This is a genomic window from Caballeronia sp. LZ028 (genome assembly GCF_031451415.1).
Classification (GTDB): domain Bacteria; phylum Pseudomonadota; class Gammaproteobacteria; order Burkholderiales; family Burkholderiaceae; genus Caballeronia; species Caballeronia zhejiangensis.
The window spans coordinates 52,435-71,998 of record NZ_JARUXN010000001.1; the positions used below are offsets into that span (position 1 = coordinate 52,435).

A 19,564-nucleotide genomic window follows, 5' to 3' on the forward strand; every position below is an offset into this window, starting at 1 on the left:
ATGAAAACGCCCGCGCGTCCTGTCGTTCGACGCGCGGGCGTGAAGCTTCGTTTCAGACGGTCAGGGTGCGATGTAGCCCAGACGCGCCTTCAACGACTGCGGACGGCCTTCGAACAGCGCCGCGTAATAGACGGTGTTCGACAGCACGTTCTTCACGTAATCGCGAGTCTCGGTGAAAGGGATCGTTTCAGCAAAAACCGCGCCCTCGACGGGTGCGCGCAAGTCCTGACGCCACTGCTTCGGCCGGCCCGGCCCCGCGTTGTAGCCAGCGGTCGCGAGCACGGGCGAGTTATCGAATTGATTGTAGATCATCGACAGGTAATTCGTGCCGAGCAGGATATTGGTGTTGATGTCGTTCATCTGCGCGCGCGACACCGTGCCAAGACCGATCTTCTTCGCGACGAGTTGCGCCGTGCCCGGCATCAGTTGCATCAGGCCGCCCGCGCCGACTTCCGACCGCGCGTTGATGATGAAACGCGATTCCTGACGGATCAGCCCGTACGCCCATTCGATGTCGAGATTGGTGTCCTTCGCGTCGCGCTCGACGATATCGCGGAACGGCGACAGATAGCGCAGCGTGAAATCGTGCTCGGCTTTCGTCTTGTCGGCGGTGTTGACCGTGCGGTCGAACATCTCGATGCGCTTCGCATACTGCGCGGCGGCGAGCAGTTGACGATCCGTCATCGTGCGCAGCGGCCAGTTCCATTCGCGGTTGCCTTCGAGCCGCATGTTCAGCGCGTAGAAACGCTGCGACAGCGCGAAGCCCGGCACCGATTGCATCTGCTCGATCTCGGCGTCGGACACCGTGGTGCGCGGCGGCACCGTGATCTTCTGACCGAGCTCTTCGAGCGCGAGCTGGCCGTAGAAATTGTATTGATCGGCGATGCTCTGGAATTCCTGATTCGCCGCGGCCGTATCGCCGGCCTGCTTCACGGCGCGCGCGTGCCAGTAGACCCACGACGGCTGGGCGCGCAGTGTGGGCGGCATCTGTTCGATGGACCAACGCACCATGTTCCAGTCGCCGATGAGGAGCGCGCTGCGCGTGCGCCATTCGTACGCCGGGTTGGACAATTGCGCGTTCGCCGACAGCCGATACCAGTCGGCCGCCGACGGCATGCGCTTGATCGCCGCCTGATAGCCGATCGTGCCCCAGCCGGTCGCGCGCTCCGCGGGCGTGAGACTCGGCGCGACGGAACTGAACGTGGCGGCGGCCATCGCCGGATCGTTGCGGGCGAGGCGCGTGACCGCGAGCAGCGTCAGCTGATGCGCCGGCGTGTTGGGCATCACGCCGCGCGCGAGATAGAGCGGCGGCTTGTTGACGGCGTCGTCGAAGAGCGAATCCTTCGGCTTTTCCTGGCCGAGCGCGTCGACGATATTCGAACCCGTCGACGTGTAGTTCTGCTCGTAGGCAAGGCGGATCTGCTGCCAGACATCGTCGCTCGTGAACTGGCCGGACGCCGCGAGCGCGCCGATCAGATCGACGCAACCGTCGCCATACCATTTCGGCTCGACGAGCAGCGCGCGCGCCGCATCCGCGACGTTCTCGCCGCGCGACAAACGCGCTTCGAGCGCATAGCACTTGACCTGCGTGTCGTCGTTGAGAACGAAACGGGAATACTGCTGCTCGAAGTTCTTCCAGTCGTGACGGCCGCCGAGCACGACGAGATAGTCGTTGCGCAGGCGGTCCGCAATCGCCTGACCGTCGTAGCGCTGCAGGAACGAGAGCACCGGCGCGTCGGGCGCGTCGAGGCGCGCGTGGCCCTGCGAATCGAAAAGCTGCGGCTTGATCGTGAAGTATTCGATGTAGCTCGGCGCCGGGTAATTCGGAATCTGTGCGGCGAGCATCGCGGCCTTGCCCGCATCGTTCGCGCGCGCGGCATCGCGCAGCTGCAGGAAGACGCGGTCGTCGGACGTGGGGGAGAAATCTGCATCGGGACGGACGGCGGAGGCCGTGCCGCAGGCGACGAGCGTCGCGGCGGCAAGGGCTGCGCCGACCGCGAGATATACTCGGTTGAGGCGTTTTGACATCTTTATTTCTGGAGCGCGAATGGTCTTGAACCGGGTCCTGAGATCGGAGGAAAGCATAGCACGCAACGTTTGCGACGAACCCAAGCGTGAGCCGAAAAGCGCCTTGCGCGCGACCCTTCTCGCGAAGCGCGAGGCGCAACAGGAGCAAGCCGGCCAGGACGCACGAAACGAGGCGCTCGCGATCCGTCTTCAGGAAGTGCTCGCGCGGCACGAAGCGCGCAGCGTCGGGTTCTACTGGCCGGTCGCGGGCGAATTCGACGCGCGCGACGCGCTCACGCGCTGGCTCGCCGCCGACGCCACGCGCAGCGCCGCGCTGCCGGTCGTCGTGAAACCGCACGCGCCGATGGTCTTCCACGCCTGGCGCGCCGACTCGCCGATGAAAGAAGGCCGCTACCGTATTCCGGTGCCCGCTGAAGAGAAAGCCGTGGTGCCCGAACTGCTGCTGATTCCGTGCGTCGGTTTCGATGCGGACCGGTATCGGCTGGGCTACGGCGGCGGCTATTACGACCGCACGCTCGCCGCGTGGCCGAACGGCGCGCGGCCGGTGACGATCGGCGTCGCGTACGAATCGGGTCTGTGCGCGACCTTGCCGCGCGAGACGCACGACATGCCGCTCGACGCGATCGTCACCGAATCCGCTGTCTATTAGAGCGAGGCCGCCGCGCGCGCGGCCGTATCGTAAAGGCCGGAGGCGTTGCGCATCAGTTGCGCGGCCTCGCCGATCTGCTCGTTGGTGAGGCCGCTTTCGCGCAGCGTCTCGATCAGGCAGGCTTCGCGCACTTCGCGATACTTGCCGCACAGCTCGCGGCCCGCCGGCGTCGCGGAAAAGAACACTTCCTTACCGGATTTCTCGCTCTGCACATAGCCGCGAGCGACGAGTTTTTTCAGCGCATACGTGGCAACGTGCGTGTCCTCGATGTTCAGCACGAAGCAGATGTCGGCGAGCTTCTTCTTGCGGTCGCGATGGCTCACGTGGTGCAGCAGCGACACTTCCACCGCCGTCATGTCCTTCGCGCCCGCCGCGGACATGCAGCGCACCATCCAGCGATTGAACGCGTTGCCCGCCATGATGAGGCCGTACTCGAACTCCGACAATTCCGCGCTGGCTTCGGAGACGAGATGCTCGGACGAAACGATCTTGGTGGGATGGCGCGGCATGGCGGTGACCGAATTGAAGTGCGTTGGAGTGTAGCGCAACGTCGATTTTGCGAGCGACGGCGCGCCTCGGCGAAAACCTGTATTGATAATTTCTTGATAATTTATTGACAATGTAACATTCTGCGACGGTGCGGCGTTCATCGAATCGACGAATTTCGCGCATCGCAAAGGCAAATTGAGGCATGACAAGACCACGTATTCATTCGCTGGGCGACTCCGCGCTCGTGTGCGAAGCCGCGCCGCCCGCCACGCTCGACTGTCAGCGCCGCATCTGGGCGCTTGCGGAGCACGCGCGCCTGATGCCGCACGTCGTCGAAGTGGTGCCGGGCATGAACAATCTGACGATCGTGTTCGATCCGCTCGAAGCGGACTACGAAACGCTCGCCGCGCAACTCGAAAGCGGCTGGGACGCGGCCGAGACGCCCGACATGGACAGCGCCGAAATCGAGATTCCGGTGCGCTACGGCGGCGCAGACGGCCCCGATCTCGCCGCGCTCGCGCAGCACACGGGCTTGTCCGTCGATGACGTGGTGAAGCGTCATACGCAAACCGAGTACGTCGTGTTCTTCCTCGGCTTCCAGCCGGGCTTCGCGTATCTCGGCGGGCTCGATCCCGCGCTCGCCATGCCGCGCCGCGCCGAACCGCGTCTCGAAGTGCCGGCGGGATCGGTCGGCATCGGCGGGGCGCAGACGGGCATCTATCCGGCGGCGTCGCCGGGCGGCTGGCAATTGCTCGGGCGCACCGAACTGAAGCTCTTCGATCCGGCCAGAAATCCGCCGACGCTCATGCAGCCCGGCGACCGCGTGCGCTTCAGGGCGCTGGAGGTACGCGCATGATCGACGTGATTCGCGCGGGCGTGCTCACTTCCGTCCAGGATCTCGGCCGGCGCGGCTACCGGCATCTCGGCGTGAGTTCCGGTGGCGCGCTCGACGCGCTGTCGCTGGAAATCGGCAATCGCATCGTCGGTAACAAGGCGGATGCGGCGGGCATCGAGATCACGTTCGGGCCGACCGTGCTGCGCTTCAAGCATGCGACGCGCATTGCCATCACTGGAACCGATTTCGGCGCGACGCTCGACGACGAACCGGTGTATTCGTGGTGGAGCCTGCCGGTGCGCGCGGGCCAGGAGCTGACGCTGCGCGCGGCGAAGCGCGGCATGCGTTGTTATGTGGCGATCGCAGGCGGCATCGACGTTCTGCCGATGCTCGGCTCGCGCTCGACCGATCTCGGCGCGTGCTTCGGCGGCCTCGGCGGACGCGCGCTGCGCGACGGCGATCGCCTGCCGGTCGGCGTGCCGCAGCCGCACAAGGGCATCGCGTTTTCGCCGGAAGAACCCGCGTTCGGCGTGAAAGCGCCCGCGTGGTGCAAGTTCGTGCTCGTCGACGAACCCGTGCGCCGCGGACGCCATTCGCCGAGCCTCGCGTGGGCCGCCCCGATTCGCGTGCTGCGCGGCCCGGAATACGCGAGTTTCAGCGACGCCGCGCAACAGGTTTTCTGGAACGAGGAATGGACGATCACGCCGAACAGCAATCGCATGGGCTTTCGCCTCGCGGGCACGGCGCTGGAGCGGCGCGAAAAGATCGAGCTGCTGTCGCACGCGGTGTTGCCCGGCACGATCCAGGTGCCGCCGAACGGCCAGCCGATCATCCTGATGGGCGACGCGCAGACCACGGGCGGCTATCCGAAGATCGGCGCGGTCATCAAGGCTGACTTGTGGAAGCTCGCGCAGGTGAGGTTGAACGGCGGCGTGCGCTTTATCGAGACGTCGGCGGAAGAGGCGCGTCACGCGCTCGCCGACGAACGGCAATACGTAAGCCAGGTGGAAACGGCGATCGCGATGCACGAGGAACGCATCGCGCGCGCCGGCTCTTAGCAGCAGGGCGAAAGCCGCGCGAACGACGCGGCGCATACATCCAACATCCAACGGAACGAGTGCGAAAACATCATGGAAATCGATCTCAATGCCGATCTCGGCGAAGGTTGCGGCACCGATGAGGCGCTGCTCGATCTCGTGAGTTCCGCGAACATCGCGTGCGGCTGGCATGCGGGCGGCGCCACGGCGATGCGCGATTGCGTGCGCTGGGCCGTCGAGAAAGGCGTCGCCATCGGCGCGCACCCGAGCTTCAACGATCCCGAGAACTTCGGCCGCAAGGAAATGGACCTGCCGCCGGAGGAAATCTACGCGGGCGTGCTGTATCAGCTCGGCGCGCTTTCGGCGATCGCGCAGGCCGAAGGCGGACGCATCGCGCACGTCAAGCCGCACGGCGCGCTGTACAACCAGGCGGCGAGAAGCGCGGAAATCGCCGATGCCATCGTCTCCGCCGTGCACGATTTCGATCCGTCGCTGCTCGTCTTCGGTCTCGCGAACAGCGGGTTCATCGAAGCGGCGCGGCGCGCGGGCTTGATCGCCATCGAAGAAGTGTTCGCCGATCGCGGTTATCGCGCGGACGGCTCGCTCGTGCCGCGCAAGGAGCCGGGCGCGCTGCTCGATGACGAAAACGTCGTGCTCGACCGCACGCTCGCGATGGTGCGCGATCAGCGGGTGCAGGCCGTGTCCGGCGAATGGGTGCCGCTCAACGCGCAGACGATCTGCCTGCACGGCGACGGCGCGCACGCGCTCGAATTCGCGCGGCGCATTCGCGGCGCGCTGGCGGATGCGGGCATCGAAGTCCGCGCCGCGCACGCCGACGCCTGAGCCGTCAACGCAGGTTCGAACGCCCCGCAACGCCGGGGCGTTTTAGCAAGGAAGTAGTGAATCCACGCGCCCGGTACGAGGCGTGACGTCAATATTGTTTGGAGAACTCATGGCAACCCCTGTCAATCTATGGCCGCTCATCGGTGTGGCCGTCATCATCGCGGGCTTCGTGCTGCGCTTCAATCCGATGCTGATCGTCGCGGCCGCGGCGATCATCACCGGCTTCGCGGCGCATTTTCCCATCGAGAAAATCCTGACCGCGATCGGCACCGGCTTTCTCAAGACGCGCAACATTCCGCTCATCATCCTGTTGCCGCTGGCGGTGATCGGTTTGCTCGAACGGCACGGCCTGCGCGAGCGCGCGCAAATGTGGATTTCGAGCATCAAGGCCGCGACAGCCGGGCGTCTGCTGATCGTCTATCTGTTCGTGCGTGAACTCACGGCGGCGGTCGGCCTGACGGGACTCGGCGGCCATCCGCAGATGGTGCGCCCGCTGCTCGCGCCGATGGCCGAAGGCGCCACCGAAGCGCGCTACGGCAAGCTCTCGGATGCGACGCGCTTCAAGCTGCGCGCGTACTCGGCGGCGACCGACAACGTCGGCCTGTTCTTCGGCGAGGACATTTTCGTGGCGTTCGGCGCGATCGTGCTGATGGTCACGTTCCTGAAGGAAGCGGGCATCGTCGTGGAGCCGATGCACGTCGCCGTGTGGGGCATTCCGACGGCAATCTGCGCGTTCCTGATTCACGGTTTCCGTCTGTGGCTCCTGGACCGCAGGCTCGCGCGCGAACTCGACGCGCTCACGCGCAACGTCGCGGGAGAAAAAGCATGACGCTCACGATCAACTATCTGTTCTATCTCGTCGGCATCATTCTGCTGGTCGTCGGCGGGATGATCCTCACGGACAAATCGCATCCGCGGCGTCTGACCGCTGGCGGATTCTGGCTGATCTACGCGTTGATCTTTCTCGTCGGCGACTGGCTTCCGGTGACGGTCGTCGGCGTGCTCGTCGTGGCGATGGCGCTGATCGCGGGTTTCGGCGGCGTCACCGGCGCGAAGCCGAAGATGCTTTCCGAAGACACGCGCCGCCGGAGCGCCGCGCGGCTCGGCAACAAGCTCTTCGTGCCCGCGCTGACGATTCCCGTCGTCACCGTGATCCTCACGCTCGGCGCGAAATACCTCGTGTTCGGCGGCGTGCCGCTGATCGAGCTGAAGAACGTGACGCTGATCGGCTTCGGCATCGGCTGCGTGATCGCGCTGGCCATTGCCTGCGTGATGACGCGCGACACGGTCGGCCAGTCGATGCGCGAAACGCGCCGTCTCATCGATGCGCTGTCGTGGGCTGCCGTGCTGCCGCAGATGCTCGGCATGCTCGGCCTCGTGTTCTCGGATGCGGGCGTAGGCAAGGCGGTCGCGCATGTGACGACGGCTTATGTCAACATGGATTACCGGCTCGTCGCGGTGGCGGTGTATGTCCTCGGCATGGCGCTTTTCACGATGGTCATGGGCAACGGCTTCGCCGCGTTTCCGGTCATGACGGGCGGCGTCGGCGTACCGATTCTCGTCGGCGTATTCCACGGCAATCCCGCGACGATGGCCGCGATCGGCATGTTCTCCGGCTACTGCGGCACGCTGATGACGCCGATGGCCGCGAACTTCAACATCGTGCCTGCGGCGCTGCTGGAGTTGCCCGACAAGAACGCGGTCATCAAGGTGCAGGTGCCGACGGCGGTGACGTTGCTAGTCGCGAATATATTCTTGTTGAACTGGCTGATGTTTATTTGAGCGAATATTTTTATGGCGCATCTCGAGTGCGCGAATATTCGAGCGACGTTCGTCAATCAATAAAATTCGATAATCGGTTTAATGAGCGCACTCAGGAAACACCCTGAGTGCGCTTTTTTTATTTTCCAATACCCGGCTCTGGCTGTGAGCCTCCAACCGCCTGCGTTTTGAGGCAATGGATCATCGCCTTCCGAGGGTGGATCACGTTTATGAATTGCCCGAAGAGGCATGCGTCAATCATTAAACTTTGAAAAATCGCATCCATATTTCAAATATGGGTAATTAGGACGATGCTTATATCTGCCGTGTAATGGCTAATGGAGACTGTTTCACTCATGAATCTGGTTCTCCATATATTCGCCATTCACGATCGACAGGCGAGCCGGTATTCCGCCTTTGTCCGCCATGCGATTGCCGAGCTATTTCCAACTAAATAACGCACCTTCCGGCCGTGATTTACCGCTGCGACTTGTCGAAAGCGTCTTCGTCGTAGTCTGCGCAATAACCGTCCATAAGCAGACCGAGGGAAGCTCATTCGCAGCGTATCGGAGCACCGTCGTCGCACTCGCGATCATTTTCGCGTGGTGCGCAATGGACGTGCGTGGAACGTCTCGTGCCGCGCCCCGCGTAGGCGCGCTTCTGTCGGCGCTCGGGTGGGTGTTCTGCGAAGCGCTCGCCATCGGCACGGTCAAGCTGATGCATCCGGACTACCAGCCCTCGCTCGGTGCATTCGCAGGTCTGGGCGTGATGACCGCGCTCGGAATCTTTGTACTCAGGATCGCCGGTTCGCGTGGGGCGCCAATCTATTCGGTGGCTGTCGCGGGGTGCCGCGATCATTGCGCCTTCCTCGTACGCAGCCTCGATGCCATCCGCAAGCCGATCTACCGCATCGAAGCGCAATTCGAGACGGGGGCGCCAACAGCGCCTCCGCTGAACGGCGTGCCGCGCTTTTTCGATCTCGACGCCTTTACATCGCATGTGCGTACGCGGCGGATCGACGAACTGTGGCTCGCCCTGCCGCTCACCGATGAGAAATCGCTGCGCCGCGTGCTCCATGCGTTCCGCAACGAACTGGTGAATATCCGGTTCATTCCGGATGTGACCAGCCTGTCCCGCTTCCAAAGCAGCACGGCCGATGGCAACGGCCTGCTCGCGATCAATCTCGTCGCCTCGCCGCTCAACGGTGATACGCCCGCCATCAAGACGATCTTCGATCGCGTGTTCGCCACGTGCGCGATTCTCGGAACCTTGCCGCTGCTGATCGCGATCGCGCTCGCCGTCAAGCTCTCGTCGCCGGGACCGGTGCTGTTCAAGCAGCGACGCCGCGGCGCGAGCGGGCAGCCGTTCGAGATCTACAAGTTCCGCACGATGCACCTGCACGCGGCAGACGATGGCGTCGTCCAGGCCACGCGCGGCGATCCGCGTGTCACGCGCGTCGGCGCGTTTCTGCGTCGCACGAGCCTCGACGAGCTGCCGCAATTTTTCAACGTGCTGCGCGGCGAGATGTCGGTCGTGGGGCCGCGTCCGCATGCGATCGAGCATGACGATCTCTATCAGGACATCGTCGACGACTACATCCATCGGTATCGCATCAAGCCGGGCATCACCGGCTGGGCGCAGATCAACGGATTTCGCGGCGAAACCGATTCGGTCGACAAGATGCAGCAGCGCATCGAACACGATCTCTATTACCTCGGCAACTGGTCGTTCGCGCTCGATATGCGCATCGTCCTCGCGACCATCGTGCGGGGTTTCGTTCATCGCAATGCGTATTGATGCGCAGGCCTTATCCATGAAGCAATCAACCGAACGCGTTCGCCCGGCGACCGGGCGCGCTTCGTTTCTACCAACGACGCTGACGATCGCGCTGACGTGCGCGCTGAGCGCGTGCGCGTTCGCGCCCGGCTTTCACATGAACGAAGCCGGATCGCAGGTCGAAGCCACCGCGGCGACGCCCGCGATCGCCGTTACGGAGCTCGATCTCGCGCTCGTGAAGCGCTACGCCGCGCAACGCAAGACGCGTCAGGATCAGCAGGCGAAGCAGCTTTTCGGCACGCCGGGAACGTACACGGTCGGCCCGGGCGACGTGCTGCAGATCGTCGTCTGGGATCATCCGGAATTTGCCGCAGCGCTCGGCTCCGTACAGAGCCAGACGAGCGCGAAGGCAAGCGACCCCGCGCCCGGTTTCGTCGTCGATCAGCAGGGCAACTTGCGCTTCCCGTATGCAGGGTCGCTGCGGTCGCCGGGCTGCGCACCGATGAAATCCAGCAAAGGCTGACCAGCGCGCTTTCGATGTATCTCGTCAAGCCGCAAGTCACCGTGCGAATGGCTTCGTATCGCTCGCGCCAGGTCTTTGTCGACGGCCAGGTCCATAACCCCGGCGCGCTTGCGCTGACCGATGTGCCGCTCAGCTTCTACGATGCGATCGCGCGCGCCGGCGGCTTCAGCGACAACGCCGATCAGAGCGATGTCGTGCTGGTGCGCGGCGGCGCCTCGCACCGGATCGACGTGCCGCAACTGCTCGCGCAAGGGCTCAACCCGTCGACGCTGTATCTGAAGTCCGGCGACCTGCTGCGCGTCGCATCGCGCGACGACAACGTCGTCTATGTGATGGGCGAAGTGAGCAGGCCGGGCCGCGCCGCACCGCGCCGCGACGGCCGCATGTCGCTCGCCGATGCGCTCGCGCAGGCGGGCAGCATCAATCCGAACACGGCGGACACCGCGCAGATGTTCGTGATCCGCCCGGACGACGACGCACCGCAAGTGTTTCACCTCGACAGCCGTTCGCCCGTGTCGATGCTCGTGGCGAACGAATTCGAGCTGCAGCCTAAGGACATCGTCTATGTCGACGGCAGCGGCCTCGTGCGCTTCAACCGCGTGATCAGTTTGCTGATGCCGCTGGTCAACGCCGGCCTCACGGCGGGAGTGCTCGCGAAATGATCCGCTCCGTGCTGATGGTGTGCGAGGGGAATATCTGCCGCAGTCCGCTCGCGGCGGCGATGCTCGCGCGCGAGTTGCCGCACCTGCCGGTCGTTTCGGCGGGAACGCGCGCGCTCGCCGGGCATCCAGCCGATCCGGCCATCGCCGACATGGCCGATGCGCACGGCATCCCGCTCGACTCGCACGTCGCGAGACAGCTCGACGGCGCTCTCGTCCGCGAAGCCGATCTGATTCTCACGATGACCCAGGAACAGCGCCGCTGGATCGAGACGACCTGGCCATTCACTCGCGGCAAGGTCTTCCGCCTTTGCGACGAAACGGGCGCGGACGTGGCCGATCCCTACAAGCGCCATCGCGCGGTGTTCGACCTGGCTTTCGCGCAGATCCGCGCGGGCGTCTCGCAATGGAGCCGCGCATTGGCGGTGCAACGATGAAAGACATTCAAGTCAAACCATCACAGACCTATTCCGACACGACAGGCGACGACGAAATCCGCCTGTTCGAGATTCTCGGCGTCCTGCGCGAGAGCCGCGGGCTCATCGCGGCCGCGACGGCGTGCACGTTTCTGATCGGTTCGCTGTACGCATTCCTCGCCACGCCGACCTATCGCGCCGACGCGCTGATCCAGGTCGATGACGACAGCGGTACGGGCTCGCTCAACGACAAGCTCGGCGATCTCGCGGCGTTGTTCCAGAACAAGGCCAGCACCGATGCGGAAATCGAACTGATGCGCTCGCGCGCGGTGATCGGCGACGCGGTCGCGCGTCTGCACCTCGATATCGATGCGAAGCCGCGTTATGCGCCGCTCGTCGGCAAGCCGTTCGTCCGTTTCCTGGCCGGCGACGGCCTCAACGGCGCGCCGCCCGGCCTGGGCGGTTATGCGTGGGGCGGCGAGCGCATCGCCGTGTCGAAATTCGACGTGCCGGCGCGCTGGCACGGGAAGCCCTTCACGCTGATCGCGGGCGACGCGGGGCGCTACGAACTGCAATCGGCAGACGGCGCCACCATCCTGCGCGGAACGGCTGGCCAGCCGGCGTCCGCGCGAACGGGCAACGACAGTGTCGAACTTACCGTGACATCGCTGCGCGCGCGGCCCGGCACGCGCTTCGACGTGACGCGCCTGTCGACGCAGCGGACCATCGCCGATCTGCAGCAGGGCCTCAAGATCGCGGAAAAGACGAAGCAGTCCGGAATCGTCGGAATGGCGCTCGACGGCGCCGATGCCGAAAGCATCACGCAGACGGTCAACACGATCGCGACGCTCTACGTGCAACGAAACGTCGACCGGAAATCGGCACAGGCGCAGCAGATGCTCGCGTTTCTGGGCGATCAGTTGCCGCAATTGCGCGCCGATCTCGACCAGGCCGAAGCACGCTACAACGAATTTCGCGCGCAGCACGGTGCCGTCGATCTGGAAGAGCAAAGCAAGCTGCTGCTTCAAACCGTCGTCGAAAACAAGACGAAGATCATCGAGCTTCAGCAGCAGCGCGTCGACCTGGTTCAGCGCTACACGGCGCTGCATCCATCGGTGACGGCGGTCGACGCACGCATCGCCGAATTGCGGCGGCAATCGGATACCTACGAGCGGCAGATCGGCGAGCTGCCGTCGGTGCAACAGGACGCCGTGCGTCTTCTGCGCGATGTGCGGGTCAGCAACGACCTGTACACCAGTCTGCTCAACAGCACGCAGCAGTTACGCGTGCTCAGGGCGGGCCAACTCGGCAACGTCCGCACCGTCGACTACGCGGTCGTGCCGGAGAAGGCCGTCGCGCCCAAAAAGGCGCTCACGCTCGCGCTCTCGCTCGTGCTCGGACTTCTCGCCGGATGCGGCCTCGCGCTCGGACGGCGGATGCTCAGTCGCGGACTCGAAACGCCGGCGGAGGTCGAAGCGGCGATCGATCTGCCTGTCTATGCGCTCATCTCCCACTCCGACCGCCAGGCGTCGCTCGACGCATCGCGCGAACGCGATCCGGCGAAGCCTCGGGTGCTCGCAAGCGCGTCGCCGAACGACATCGCCATCGAAGGTCTGCGCAGCTTGCGCACGGCACTGCAGTTCGGCGTTCTAAGGAAACGCAACAAGATCGTGATGTTCACTGGCGCGCGCCCCGGCATCGGCAAATCGTTCATCTCGGTCAATTTCGCGAGCGTGCTCGCTGCGGGCGGAGAACGCGTGCTGCTCCTCGATGCCGACATGCGGCGCGGCGATCTGCAAGGTGTTCTGGGTCTGGCCCGCGCATCGGGCCTCGCGGAATTGATCGGCGGCGCCAGTCTGCAAAGCGTGATTCGCAGGGGCGTGCTGCCGGGGCTCGATGTCATCACGGGTGGCGGCACGCCCGATTTGCCATCGGAACTGCTGTTGAGCGGGCGCTTCGAGCAACTGTTCGAAGAGCTGCGGACGCTCTATGACTTCGTGATCATCGACTCGCCGCCGGTGCTTGCCGTCACCGATGCCGGCCTGATCGGCCGCCACGCCGATGCGACTCTCCTCGTTGTCCGGCACGGCTGCCATACCGCCGCCGAGCTGGGCCAGACCATGCGTCAGCTCACGAGCGCGGGTGTGTCGGTCGACGGGGCACTGCTTACCGACACGCCGTCCCGCGGGATGTCCTACGGGGCCTTCTCCCAGTATGGAAGCCCGAAGTCATGAAGCCATCGGACTCTTTGCATTCCTCAATGTCAAGATTGAAAAAACTGCTCTTCACCTTCGGCACGCGTCCCGAAGCGATCAAGATGGCGCCGCTCGTCAAGCGGATGGCGCTCGAATCCGGCTTCGAATGCCGCGTGTGCGTGACCGGTCAGCATCGCGAGATGCTGGATCAGGTGCTCGCGCTGTTCGACATCCGCCCCGACTTCGATCTCAACGTCATGAAGCGCGGTCAGGATCTTTACGACGTCACCGCCGCGATTCTCGCCGGGATGCGCGACGTGCTCGCCGCGTATCGGCCGGACATGGTCCTCGTGCACGGCGACACCACGACGACGATGGCCGCGACGCTCGCCGCGTTCTATCAGCGCATTCCGGTCGCGCACGTCGAGGCGGGGCTGCGGACCGGCAATCTCGCGTCGCCATGGCCGGAAGAGGCGAATCGCAAGCTGACCGGCGCACTGGCCGCGCTGCATTTCGCGCCGACCGGACGCGCGCGGAATAGACTGCTCGCGGAAGGCGTGCGCGACGAAACCATCGTCGTGACCGGCAACACGGTCATCGATGCGTTGCTGCAGGTTCGCGAACGTCTCGCGAGCGATGGCACCCTTCGCGCGCGCGCCGATGACGCCCTGCCTTCCTTCGCGTCCGGACGCCGGCTCGTGCTGGTGACGGGACATCGCCGCGAGAGCTTCGGCGGCGGATTCGAGCGCATCTGCACGGCGCTCGCGCAGATCGCGCATGCGTCGCCGGATGCCGACATCGTGTATCCGGTGCATCTGAATCCGAACGTGCGCGAACCCGTCAACCGTCTGCTGACGGGCATCGGCAACGTGCATCTCATCGAGCCGCTCGACTATCTGCCGTTCGTGCGGCTGATGGATCGCGCCGACCTGATCCTCACCGATTCCGGCGGCATTCAGGAGGAAGCGCCCTCGCTGCACAAGCCGGTGCTCGTGATGCGCGATACCACCGAGCGTCAGGAAGCGGTCGACGCCGGCGTGGTGAAGCTCGTGGGCACCGATACCGCCGACATCGTCGACAACGTCATGCACCTGCTGCACGACGCGCGTGCGTACGCGGCGATGAGCCGTGGCGCGAATCCTTATGGCGACGGCCGCGCATGCGATCGCATCGCCGCCGTCTTGCAGGCGTTCGAGCTTCGCCCGGCTCTGGCCGCCTGATCACCTCTCGCAATAGAAAATAGAAGAAGCACAGTCATGGAATTCCAGACAATCTCCGTCATCGGTCTCGGCTATATCGGTTTGCCTACGGCGGCCGCGTTCGCCGCGCGCCGCAAGCAAGTCATCGGCGTCGATGTGAATCAGCATGCCGTCGATACCATCAATCGCGGCGAGATTCATATCGTCGAGCCGGAACTCGACATGCTGGTGCACGCCGCGGTGACGCAGGGGCATTTGCGTGCGGTGACGTCGCCCGAACCGGCGGATGCGTTTCTGGTGGCGGTGCCGACTCCTTTCACCGACGGCTACAAGCCCGACCTGTCCTATATCGAAGCGGCGAGCCGCGCCATCGCGCCGGTTCTGAAGAAAGGCAACCTGGTCGTGCTGGAATCGACATCGCCTGTCGGCGCGACGGAACAGATGGCGAAATGGCTCGCGGAAATGCGGCCCGATCTGAGCTTTCCGCAGGAGAACGGCGAGGCGTCGGACATTCGCATCGCGCATTGTCCGGAGCGTGTGTTGCCGGGACATGTGATTCGTGAACTGGTGGAGAACGACCGCATCATCGGCGGCATGACGCGGCGCTGCAGCGAAGCGGCGCGTGCGCTCTATCAAACCTTCGTCACGGGCGAGTGCGTCATCACCGACGCGCGCACCGCCGAGATGTGCAAGCTGACCGAGAACGCGTCGCGCGACGTGGGCATTGCGTTCGCGAATGAACTGTCGCTGATCTGCGACCGCCTCGATATCAATGTGTGGGAACTGATCCGGCTCGCGAACCGGCATCCGCGCGTGAATATCCTGCAGCCGGGGCCGGGCGTCGGCGGGCATTGCATCGCGGTGGATCCGTGGTTCATCGTGGATTCGGCGCCCGAGGAAGCACGCCTGATTCGCACGGCGCGCGCCGTGAACGATTCGAAGCCGCACTGGGTGGTCGAGCGCGTCAAACGCGCGGCCGCGCGGTTCAAGGAGCCGGTGATCGCGTGTTTGGGACTCGCCTTCAAGGCGAACATCGACGATTTGCGGGAGAGTCCGGCGCTGGAAATCGTAGCCATGCTCGCGGATGCGCGCATCGGCGGAATCGTCGCCGTGGAACCGAACATTTCGGCATTGCCGCAGCCGCTGCGCGGCAAGATCGAACTGATGAGCATGGCCGACGCGATCAACGCGGCGGACATCATCGTGCTGCTGGTCGATCACCGCGAGTTCACGTCGATGGACGGCAACCGGATGCTGTCGAAGGTGCTGATCGATACACGTGGAGTGCTCGCTCGTGGCTAGGCGCGGCCTTGGCCTTACCGCGGGCTATGCCGTATCCGTGACCGGAGGCGTGGTATCGCTGATGGCCTACGCACGCGTGCTCGGCCCGCAGGTCTATGGCCAGCTCGCGGTCTATCTGGCGCTCGTCGAGGCGTTTCAGGCCGTCGTTTTTCAGTGGCACAGGCTGGCCTTCGTGCGCTTCTGGACGGCCTCGGCCCGGAAGGACGACGCCGATGCGTACCTGCGGACGAGTCACCTCGTCTGGCTGGCGATCGCACTCGTCGCGCTGGCCGCCATCGCTCTGGCGCTCGCGTTCGAGGCCGGCAGCCGCCAGGTGTGGCTCGCCGTCGGCGTGCTCGCGCTGGCGAAAAGCGCGGCGCTTTACACGCAGGAAATCGCGCGGGCGGGCAGCGCCGTGTTGCGATACGCATTCGCGTCGTTCCTGCTCACCGTCGGCGCGACGCTCGCGGGACTGATCGCGTGGTCGCTGACGCATTCCATGACCTTGACCCTGTATGGGACCGCCGCCGTCTTCGTGCTGCAGGCGATTCTCTGCGGCTTCGACAGGGTTGCGGTCATGCGTCACGCGCGCTTCAGCGTGGATCAGTTGCGCGCCATGCTGCATTACGGATTGCCGCTCATACCCGTGTTCATCGCCACGACGGCGATGACGCGCCTCGACCGTCCCATTCTGGCGATGTTCGAGCAACCGGCCGTCGTCGGTATCTACGCCGCCGCCAGCGGGCTCATCACCAACGCCATCTCGGCCGCCTGCCTGCTGATCGTGACGCCGTGTTATCCGTGGCTCTTGCGCGAGAAGGCGTCGCGGTCCGCAGCCGGGCACCGCGCGTTTCATGCCCGGCTCGGCCTGCTGATGCTGGCCTGCGTGTTCGCGGTGTCCATCGTTGTTATGGTGCTGCGTGACGTCGCGCTCCCGCTGATGCTGGGACCGTCGATCGGAAACGCGGCGCTGCCACTGGTGCTGCCGCTGCTGGCGATCGCGACGATTGCCGCGTTCAGGGCGCATTTCTTCGACCAGGCGTATCACCTGCACGCGCGGACCAAGGCGCTGATGAGCATCAACCTTCTGACGATGACGCTCGCGGTAGCCGCAACATATTTCGGCGCGCGCATGGCCGGATGCGGCGGCATGGTGCGCGGCCTTCTCGCGGTGAACGTCGTCGCGCTGCTCATCAGCGCCGCATTCGCGCGGGGCATCGTGGATCTGGGGCGCGTGGTGTCCGGTGCGATCCTCCTGTCTGCGTTCGCCGCGGCGGCTCTGGCGGCTGGCGAGCTATCGAACGACGTGCTGAATCGCGCGGGCCATGCCGGCATATGGACGGAGTGCCTTTCCGCGATCGTCGCGCTTTCGCTCTTCGGCGGCATGTGCGTTGGCGCGAACGTGGGCTCCATTCGGGAAGCACTGAGGGGCAAGCTATGAATGGCAAGCGCGAGGTTCTGTTTCATATTCCCTGCTTGCATGGCGGCGGCGCCGAGCGCGTCGCCGTCGAAATTGCGAAGCACTTCGTCTCGAAGGGTTTCCGGCCGTTTTTTTTCGTTCACACAGAAGGAACCGCTTATCAGTTGCCACCCGGCGTCGAAGTCGTCGTCGCGAGCAAGACCGGGCATCTCGCGCGCGTGCTCGAACTGCGTGCGTTGATCAGGAAGAGACGTCCGGAGGCCGTGCTGTCGTTTCTGCCCTATGCCAACCTGATTTCCGTATCGGCCAGACTGTTCGGCGGAAGCCGGACGCGCCTGGTGATCAGCGAGCACTCCGTCTTCGCTCCGTCCGATTCGGTGTACGGGTCTCTGCACAGGACCAGCGCGAAGGCAAAAATCAAGTGGGCGATCGCGCGATGGCTCTATCAGGTGAGCGATTCCATCGTGGCGGTCTCGACAGGCGTCGCACAGGATCTCCGGCGCAGCCTCAAAGGCCGGGCGCCGGACAAGGTGGTCGTCATTCATAACCCGTGCTTCATACCGGGCGCCGTCGCGAACGCGAAGCCGCGTGGAGCCGCCGTGCTCGCTGTGGGGCGGCTGGGCGCGCAAAAAGGCTTCGACGTTCTGATTCGCGCGTTCGCATCCGTGCTGAAGACGCGCGGCGACGCCACGCTCGTCATCGCCGGAGAGGGCAAGGACCGCGCTCATCTGGAGGCGCTGGTCCGTGAACTGGGTCTGTCCGATAGCGTCAGTCTTCCCGGATTCGCCGGCGATGTCGCGGAGCTCTATCGCAACGCGGATCTTTTCGTGTGCTCCTCGAAGCGCGAAGGGTTCGGCAATGTGATCGTCGAGGCTTTGTCATTCGGACTGCCGGTCGTGTCCACGCGTTGCGAACATGGGCCGGACGAGATCCTCGACGGCGGAAAGTACGGACGCCTCGTGCCCGTGGACGACGAGAAAGCACTGGCAGCGGCCATCATCGAGTCTTTGACCGGCGACGTCGACAAGCCGGCGCTGATCGCGCGAGCCGGAGCGTTCTCCCTTGAAGCAATCGGAGATCGCTATCTGGAGCAACTCGGTTTGCAGGCCCACGATGACAAGGCCACTCAGGGAGCCGGAGCGTAGTCGTGAGGCTGTCCGTCTCGAACGTCGTTTCGTTCATGTTTCTCGCGGCCGTGTCGCTGGCGCTGTTCCTCAGCGGAGCCGGCCTGAATCTGCTCGGCCTCAACTATTCGGGCAACGAGGGCGCGGGTGGATTGAAGGTCCACCCTTACGTCTGGTTCACCGTCGGCGCGGTGCTCGTGCTTGTGCTCAGGCGCACGGCGGGACCGTCGGCGTGGTCTTGCCGAAGTTTCCGGACACCGATTGCGTGCTCGGTCTTCACGATAGCCGCCCTCATTCTGAAAGCGATCGTCACGGGCGCGCAGGCGCTGGGTTTCGCCGTCGACACGATCCTTGCCATGTTCTGGATAGCGGCGGTCGCGCCGTTCATGGATCAACGCACGGTGCGGCGCACCTTGCGGCTGGGTCTCGCATTCGTGATCCTCGAAAGCGCGATGGCGATTTTCGAGGTCGTCACGCAGACGCAGTTCATTCCAATCGACACATGGTACGGCAGCTATTTTCGTGCGACTGCCCTGCACGGCCATCCGCTGAATAACGCGCTGATCCTGGTCACAGTCGCCGTCGCGTTGCAACTGAGCGGCACGTCCGCGATTTCGATTCTGGTGTTCGTACTGACGACTGCGGCGCTATCGGCGTTCGGCGCGCGGGGCGCGCTCATGGTCTATCTGACCTTGAATGCGCTGATGTCCATTCGCTTCGGGCTGAGGTCCGTCGGCCGGATGGCGCTGGTGGCGCTCGGCGCGCCCTTCGCCATTGGCCTCGTCGGCTGGATGCTGGCGTCGGGCATGCTCGGCGACCGGATTGCCAATGTCGGCGCCTACGACAGCAGTTCGGGCGTCCGTTTGCAGTCCGTGGAAATCCTGAACTACCTCGACTGGAGAAGCGTCCTCGCCGGAACGGACCCGGACGCGGTGTCGCGCATGATGGATCGGGCGGATATCGGCGTGATCGAGAACTTTCTGGTCGCGTACGTGCTCATGTTCGGCCTGGGATGCACGTTACTGCTGCTCGCCTGTATCTGGATCTGTTTGCGCAGGATCGCACATGACCGGGACGCCCGAACCCGTCGTCGCTTGTCCGTAATGTTCGTCGCCTTCTTCATGACGGCGATGACCAACAACTCGCTCGCAACGAAAACGCCCGCGCTGTATCTCTGCGCCGTATTCGCCTGGGCCGCCGGCCGCGAGATGGACCGGCGCCGGCAGAAGCCGCCGCGCGCTCGCGAAGCTTTCGAAGGCGGTTTGCCCGCTTCGTCCACCGAGGATGTCCGCGACCGATGAAAGCGCTCGCGTCAACGATTTGAACTGC

At 64.5% G+C, this 19,564-nt stretch carries 17 protein-coding genes and 1 pseudogene; 16 read left to right on the plus strand and 2 right to left on the minus strand.

Annotated elements, in window-relative coordinates:
* Nucleotides 1–60 precede the first annotated feature (60 nt).
* Nucleotides 61–2,028 (minus strand): lytic transglycosylase domain-containing protein, encoded by a 1,968-nt coding sequence (locus tag QCE58_RS00275; protein ID WP_250520831.1) that lies wholly within the window; start codon nt 2,026–2,028, stop codon nt 61–63.
* Between the two features lie 19 nt (nt 2,029–2,047).
* Between QCE58_RS00275 and QCE58_RS00280 the strand changes: the two genes are divergently transcribed.
* Nucleotides 2,048–2,677, plus strand: a complete 630-nt coding sequence (locus QCE58_RS00280) for a 5-formyltetrahydrofolate cyclo-ligase (protein ID WP_244256204.1) — start codon at nt 2,048–2,050, stop codon at nt 2,675–2,677.
* Here QCE58_RS00280 and QCE58_RS00285 read toward each other — a convergent pair.
* On the minus strand, nt 2,674–3,186 hold the full coding sequence (locus QCE58_RS00285; RefSeq protein ID WP_008352632.1) for a winged helix DNA-binding protein: 513 nt from the start codon (nt 3,184–3,186) through the stop codon (nt 2,674–2,676). The two genes, QCE58_RS00280 and QCE58_RS00285, sit on opposite strands and share 4 nt — an antisense overlap.
* Nucleotides 3,187–3,368: 182 nt before the next feature.
* Between QCE58_RS00285 and pxpB the strand changes: the two genes are divergently transcribed.
* From pxpB to QCE58_RS00360, 15 genes and pseudogenes are all read left to right on the plus strand, one after another.
* Entirely contained in the window at nt 3,369–4,022 is a 654-nt protein-coding gene (gene pxpB / locus QCE58_RS00290) for a 5-oxoprolinase subunit PxpB (protein WP_250520832.1), read from the plus strand.
* Nucleotides 4,019–5,059 carry a biotin-dependent carboxyltransferase family protein gene (locus tag QCE58_RS00295; protein ID WP_008352628.1) on the plus strand — a complete coding sequence of 347 codons (1,041 nt, stop codon included), beginning with the start codon at nt 4,019–4,021 and terminating at the stop codon, nt 5,057–5,059. The genes pxpB and QCE58_RS00295 overlap by 4 nt, the downstream gene beginning before the upstream one ends.
* Nucleotides 5,060–5,131: 72 nt before the next feature.
* On the plus strand, nt 5,132–5,881 hold the full coding sequence (pxpA, locus tag QCE58_RS00300) for a 5-oxoprolinase subunit PxpA (protein WP_008352625.1): 750 nt from the start codon (nt 5,132–5,134) through the stop codon (nt 5,879–5,881).
* Nucleotides 5,882–5,990: 109 nt separating this feature from the next.
* Nucleotides 5,991–6,710, plus strand: a complete 720-nt coding sequence (locus tag QCE58_RS00305; protein ID WP_008352624.1) for a DUF969 domain-containing protein — start codon at nt 5,991–5,993, stop codon at nt 6,708–6,710.
* A complete protein-coding gene (locus tag QCE58_RS00310) occupies nt 6,707–7,663 on the plus strand; it encodes a DUF979 domain-containing protein (protein WP_175979618.1) in 957 nt (318 codons plus the stop codon). Before QCE58_RS00305 ends, QCE58_RS00310 begins: the two co-directional genes overlap by 4 nt.
* Before the next feature lie 501 nt (nt 7,664–8,164).
* Complete coding sequence (locus QCE58_RS00315; protein WP_409014113.1) at nt 8,165–9,439, plus strand: undecaprenyl-phosphate glucose phosphotransferase; 1,275 nt, start codon at nt 8,165–8,167, stop codon at nt 9,437–9,439.
* A gap of 136 nt (nt 9,440–9,575) precedes the next feature.
* Nucleotides 9,576–9,931 (plus strand): annotated as a pseudogene (locus tag QCE58_RS00320) (polysaccharide biosynthesis/export family protein); the annotation flags it as partial.
* 24 nt (nt 9,932–9,955) lie between these two features.
* The gene (locus QCE58_RS00325) at nt 9,956–10,603 is read left to right on the plus strand and encodes an SLBB domain-containing protein (protein ID WP_309779143.1); all 648 of its coding nucleotides are present in this window, start codon (nt 9,956–9,958) and stop codon (nt 10,601–10,603) included.
* Entirely contained in the window at nt 10,600–11,037 is a 438-nt protein-coding gene (locus QCE58_RS00330; RefSeq protein ID WP_250440276.1) for a low molecular weight protein-tyrosine-phosphatase, read from the plus strand. The genes QCE58_RS00325 and QCE58_RS00330 overlap by 4 nt, the downstream gene beginning before the upstream one ends.
* On the plus strand, nt 11,034–13,250 hold the full coding sequence (locus QCE58_RS00335) for a polysaccharide biosynthesis tyrosine autokinase (RefSeq protein WP_250520833.1): 2,217 nt from the start codon (nt 11,034–11,036) through the stop codon (nt 13,248–13,250). Before QCE58_RS00330 ends, QCE58_RS00335 begins: the two co-directional genes overlap by 4 nt.
* Before the next feature lie 35 nt (nt 13,251–13,285).
* A complete protein-coding gene (gene wecB / locus QCE58_RS00340) occupies nt 13,286–14,431 on the plus strand; it encodes a non-hydrolyzing UDP-N-acetylglucosamine 2-epimerase (RefSeq protein WP_250520921.1) in 1,146 nt (381 codons plus the stop codon).
* A 36-nt stretch (nt 14,432–14,467) separates the two neighbouring features.
* Nucleotides 14,468–15,712 carry a UDP-N-acetyl-D-mannosamine dehydrogenase gene (wecC, locus tag QCE58_RS00345; RefSeq protein ID WP_175979623.1) on the plus strand — a complete coding sequence of 415 codons (1,245 nt, stop codon included), beginning with the start codon at nt 14,468–14,470 and terminating at the stop codon, nt 15,710–15,712.
* The gene (locus QCE58_RS00350) at nt 15,705–17,132 is read left to right on the plus strand and encodes a lipopolysaccharide biosynthesis protein (RefSeq protein ID WP_250520834.1); all 1,428 of its coding nucleotides are present in this window, start codon (nt 15,705–15,707) and stop codon (nt 17,130–17,132) included. Before wecC ends, QCE58_RS00350 begins: the two co-directional genes overlap by 8 nt.
* Nucleotides 17,078–18,256, plus strand: a complete 1,179-nt coding sequence (locus QCE58_RS00355) for a glycosyltransferase (protein ID WP_250520835.1) — start codon at nt 17,078–17,080, stop codon at nt 18,254–18,256. The genes QCE58_RS00350 and QCE58_RS00355 overlap by 55 nt, the downstream gene beginning before the upstream one ends.
* A gap of 2 nt (nt 18,257–18,258) precedes the next feature.
* Nucleotides 18,259–19,536, plus strand: coding sequence for a VpsF family polysaccharide biosynthesis protein (locus tag QCE58_RS00360; RefSeq protein WP_250520836.1), 1,278 nt, complete (start codon nt 18,259–18,261; stop codon nt 19,534–19,536).
* Nucleotides 19,537–19,564 lie beyond the last annotated feature (28 nt).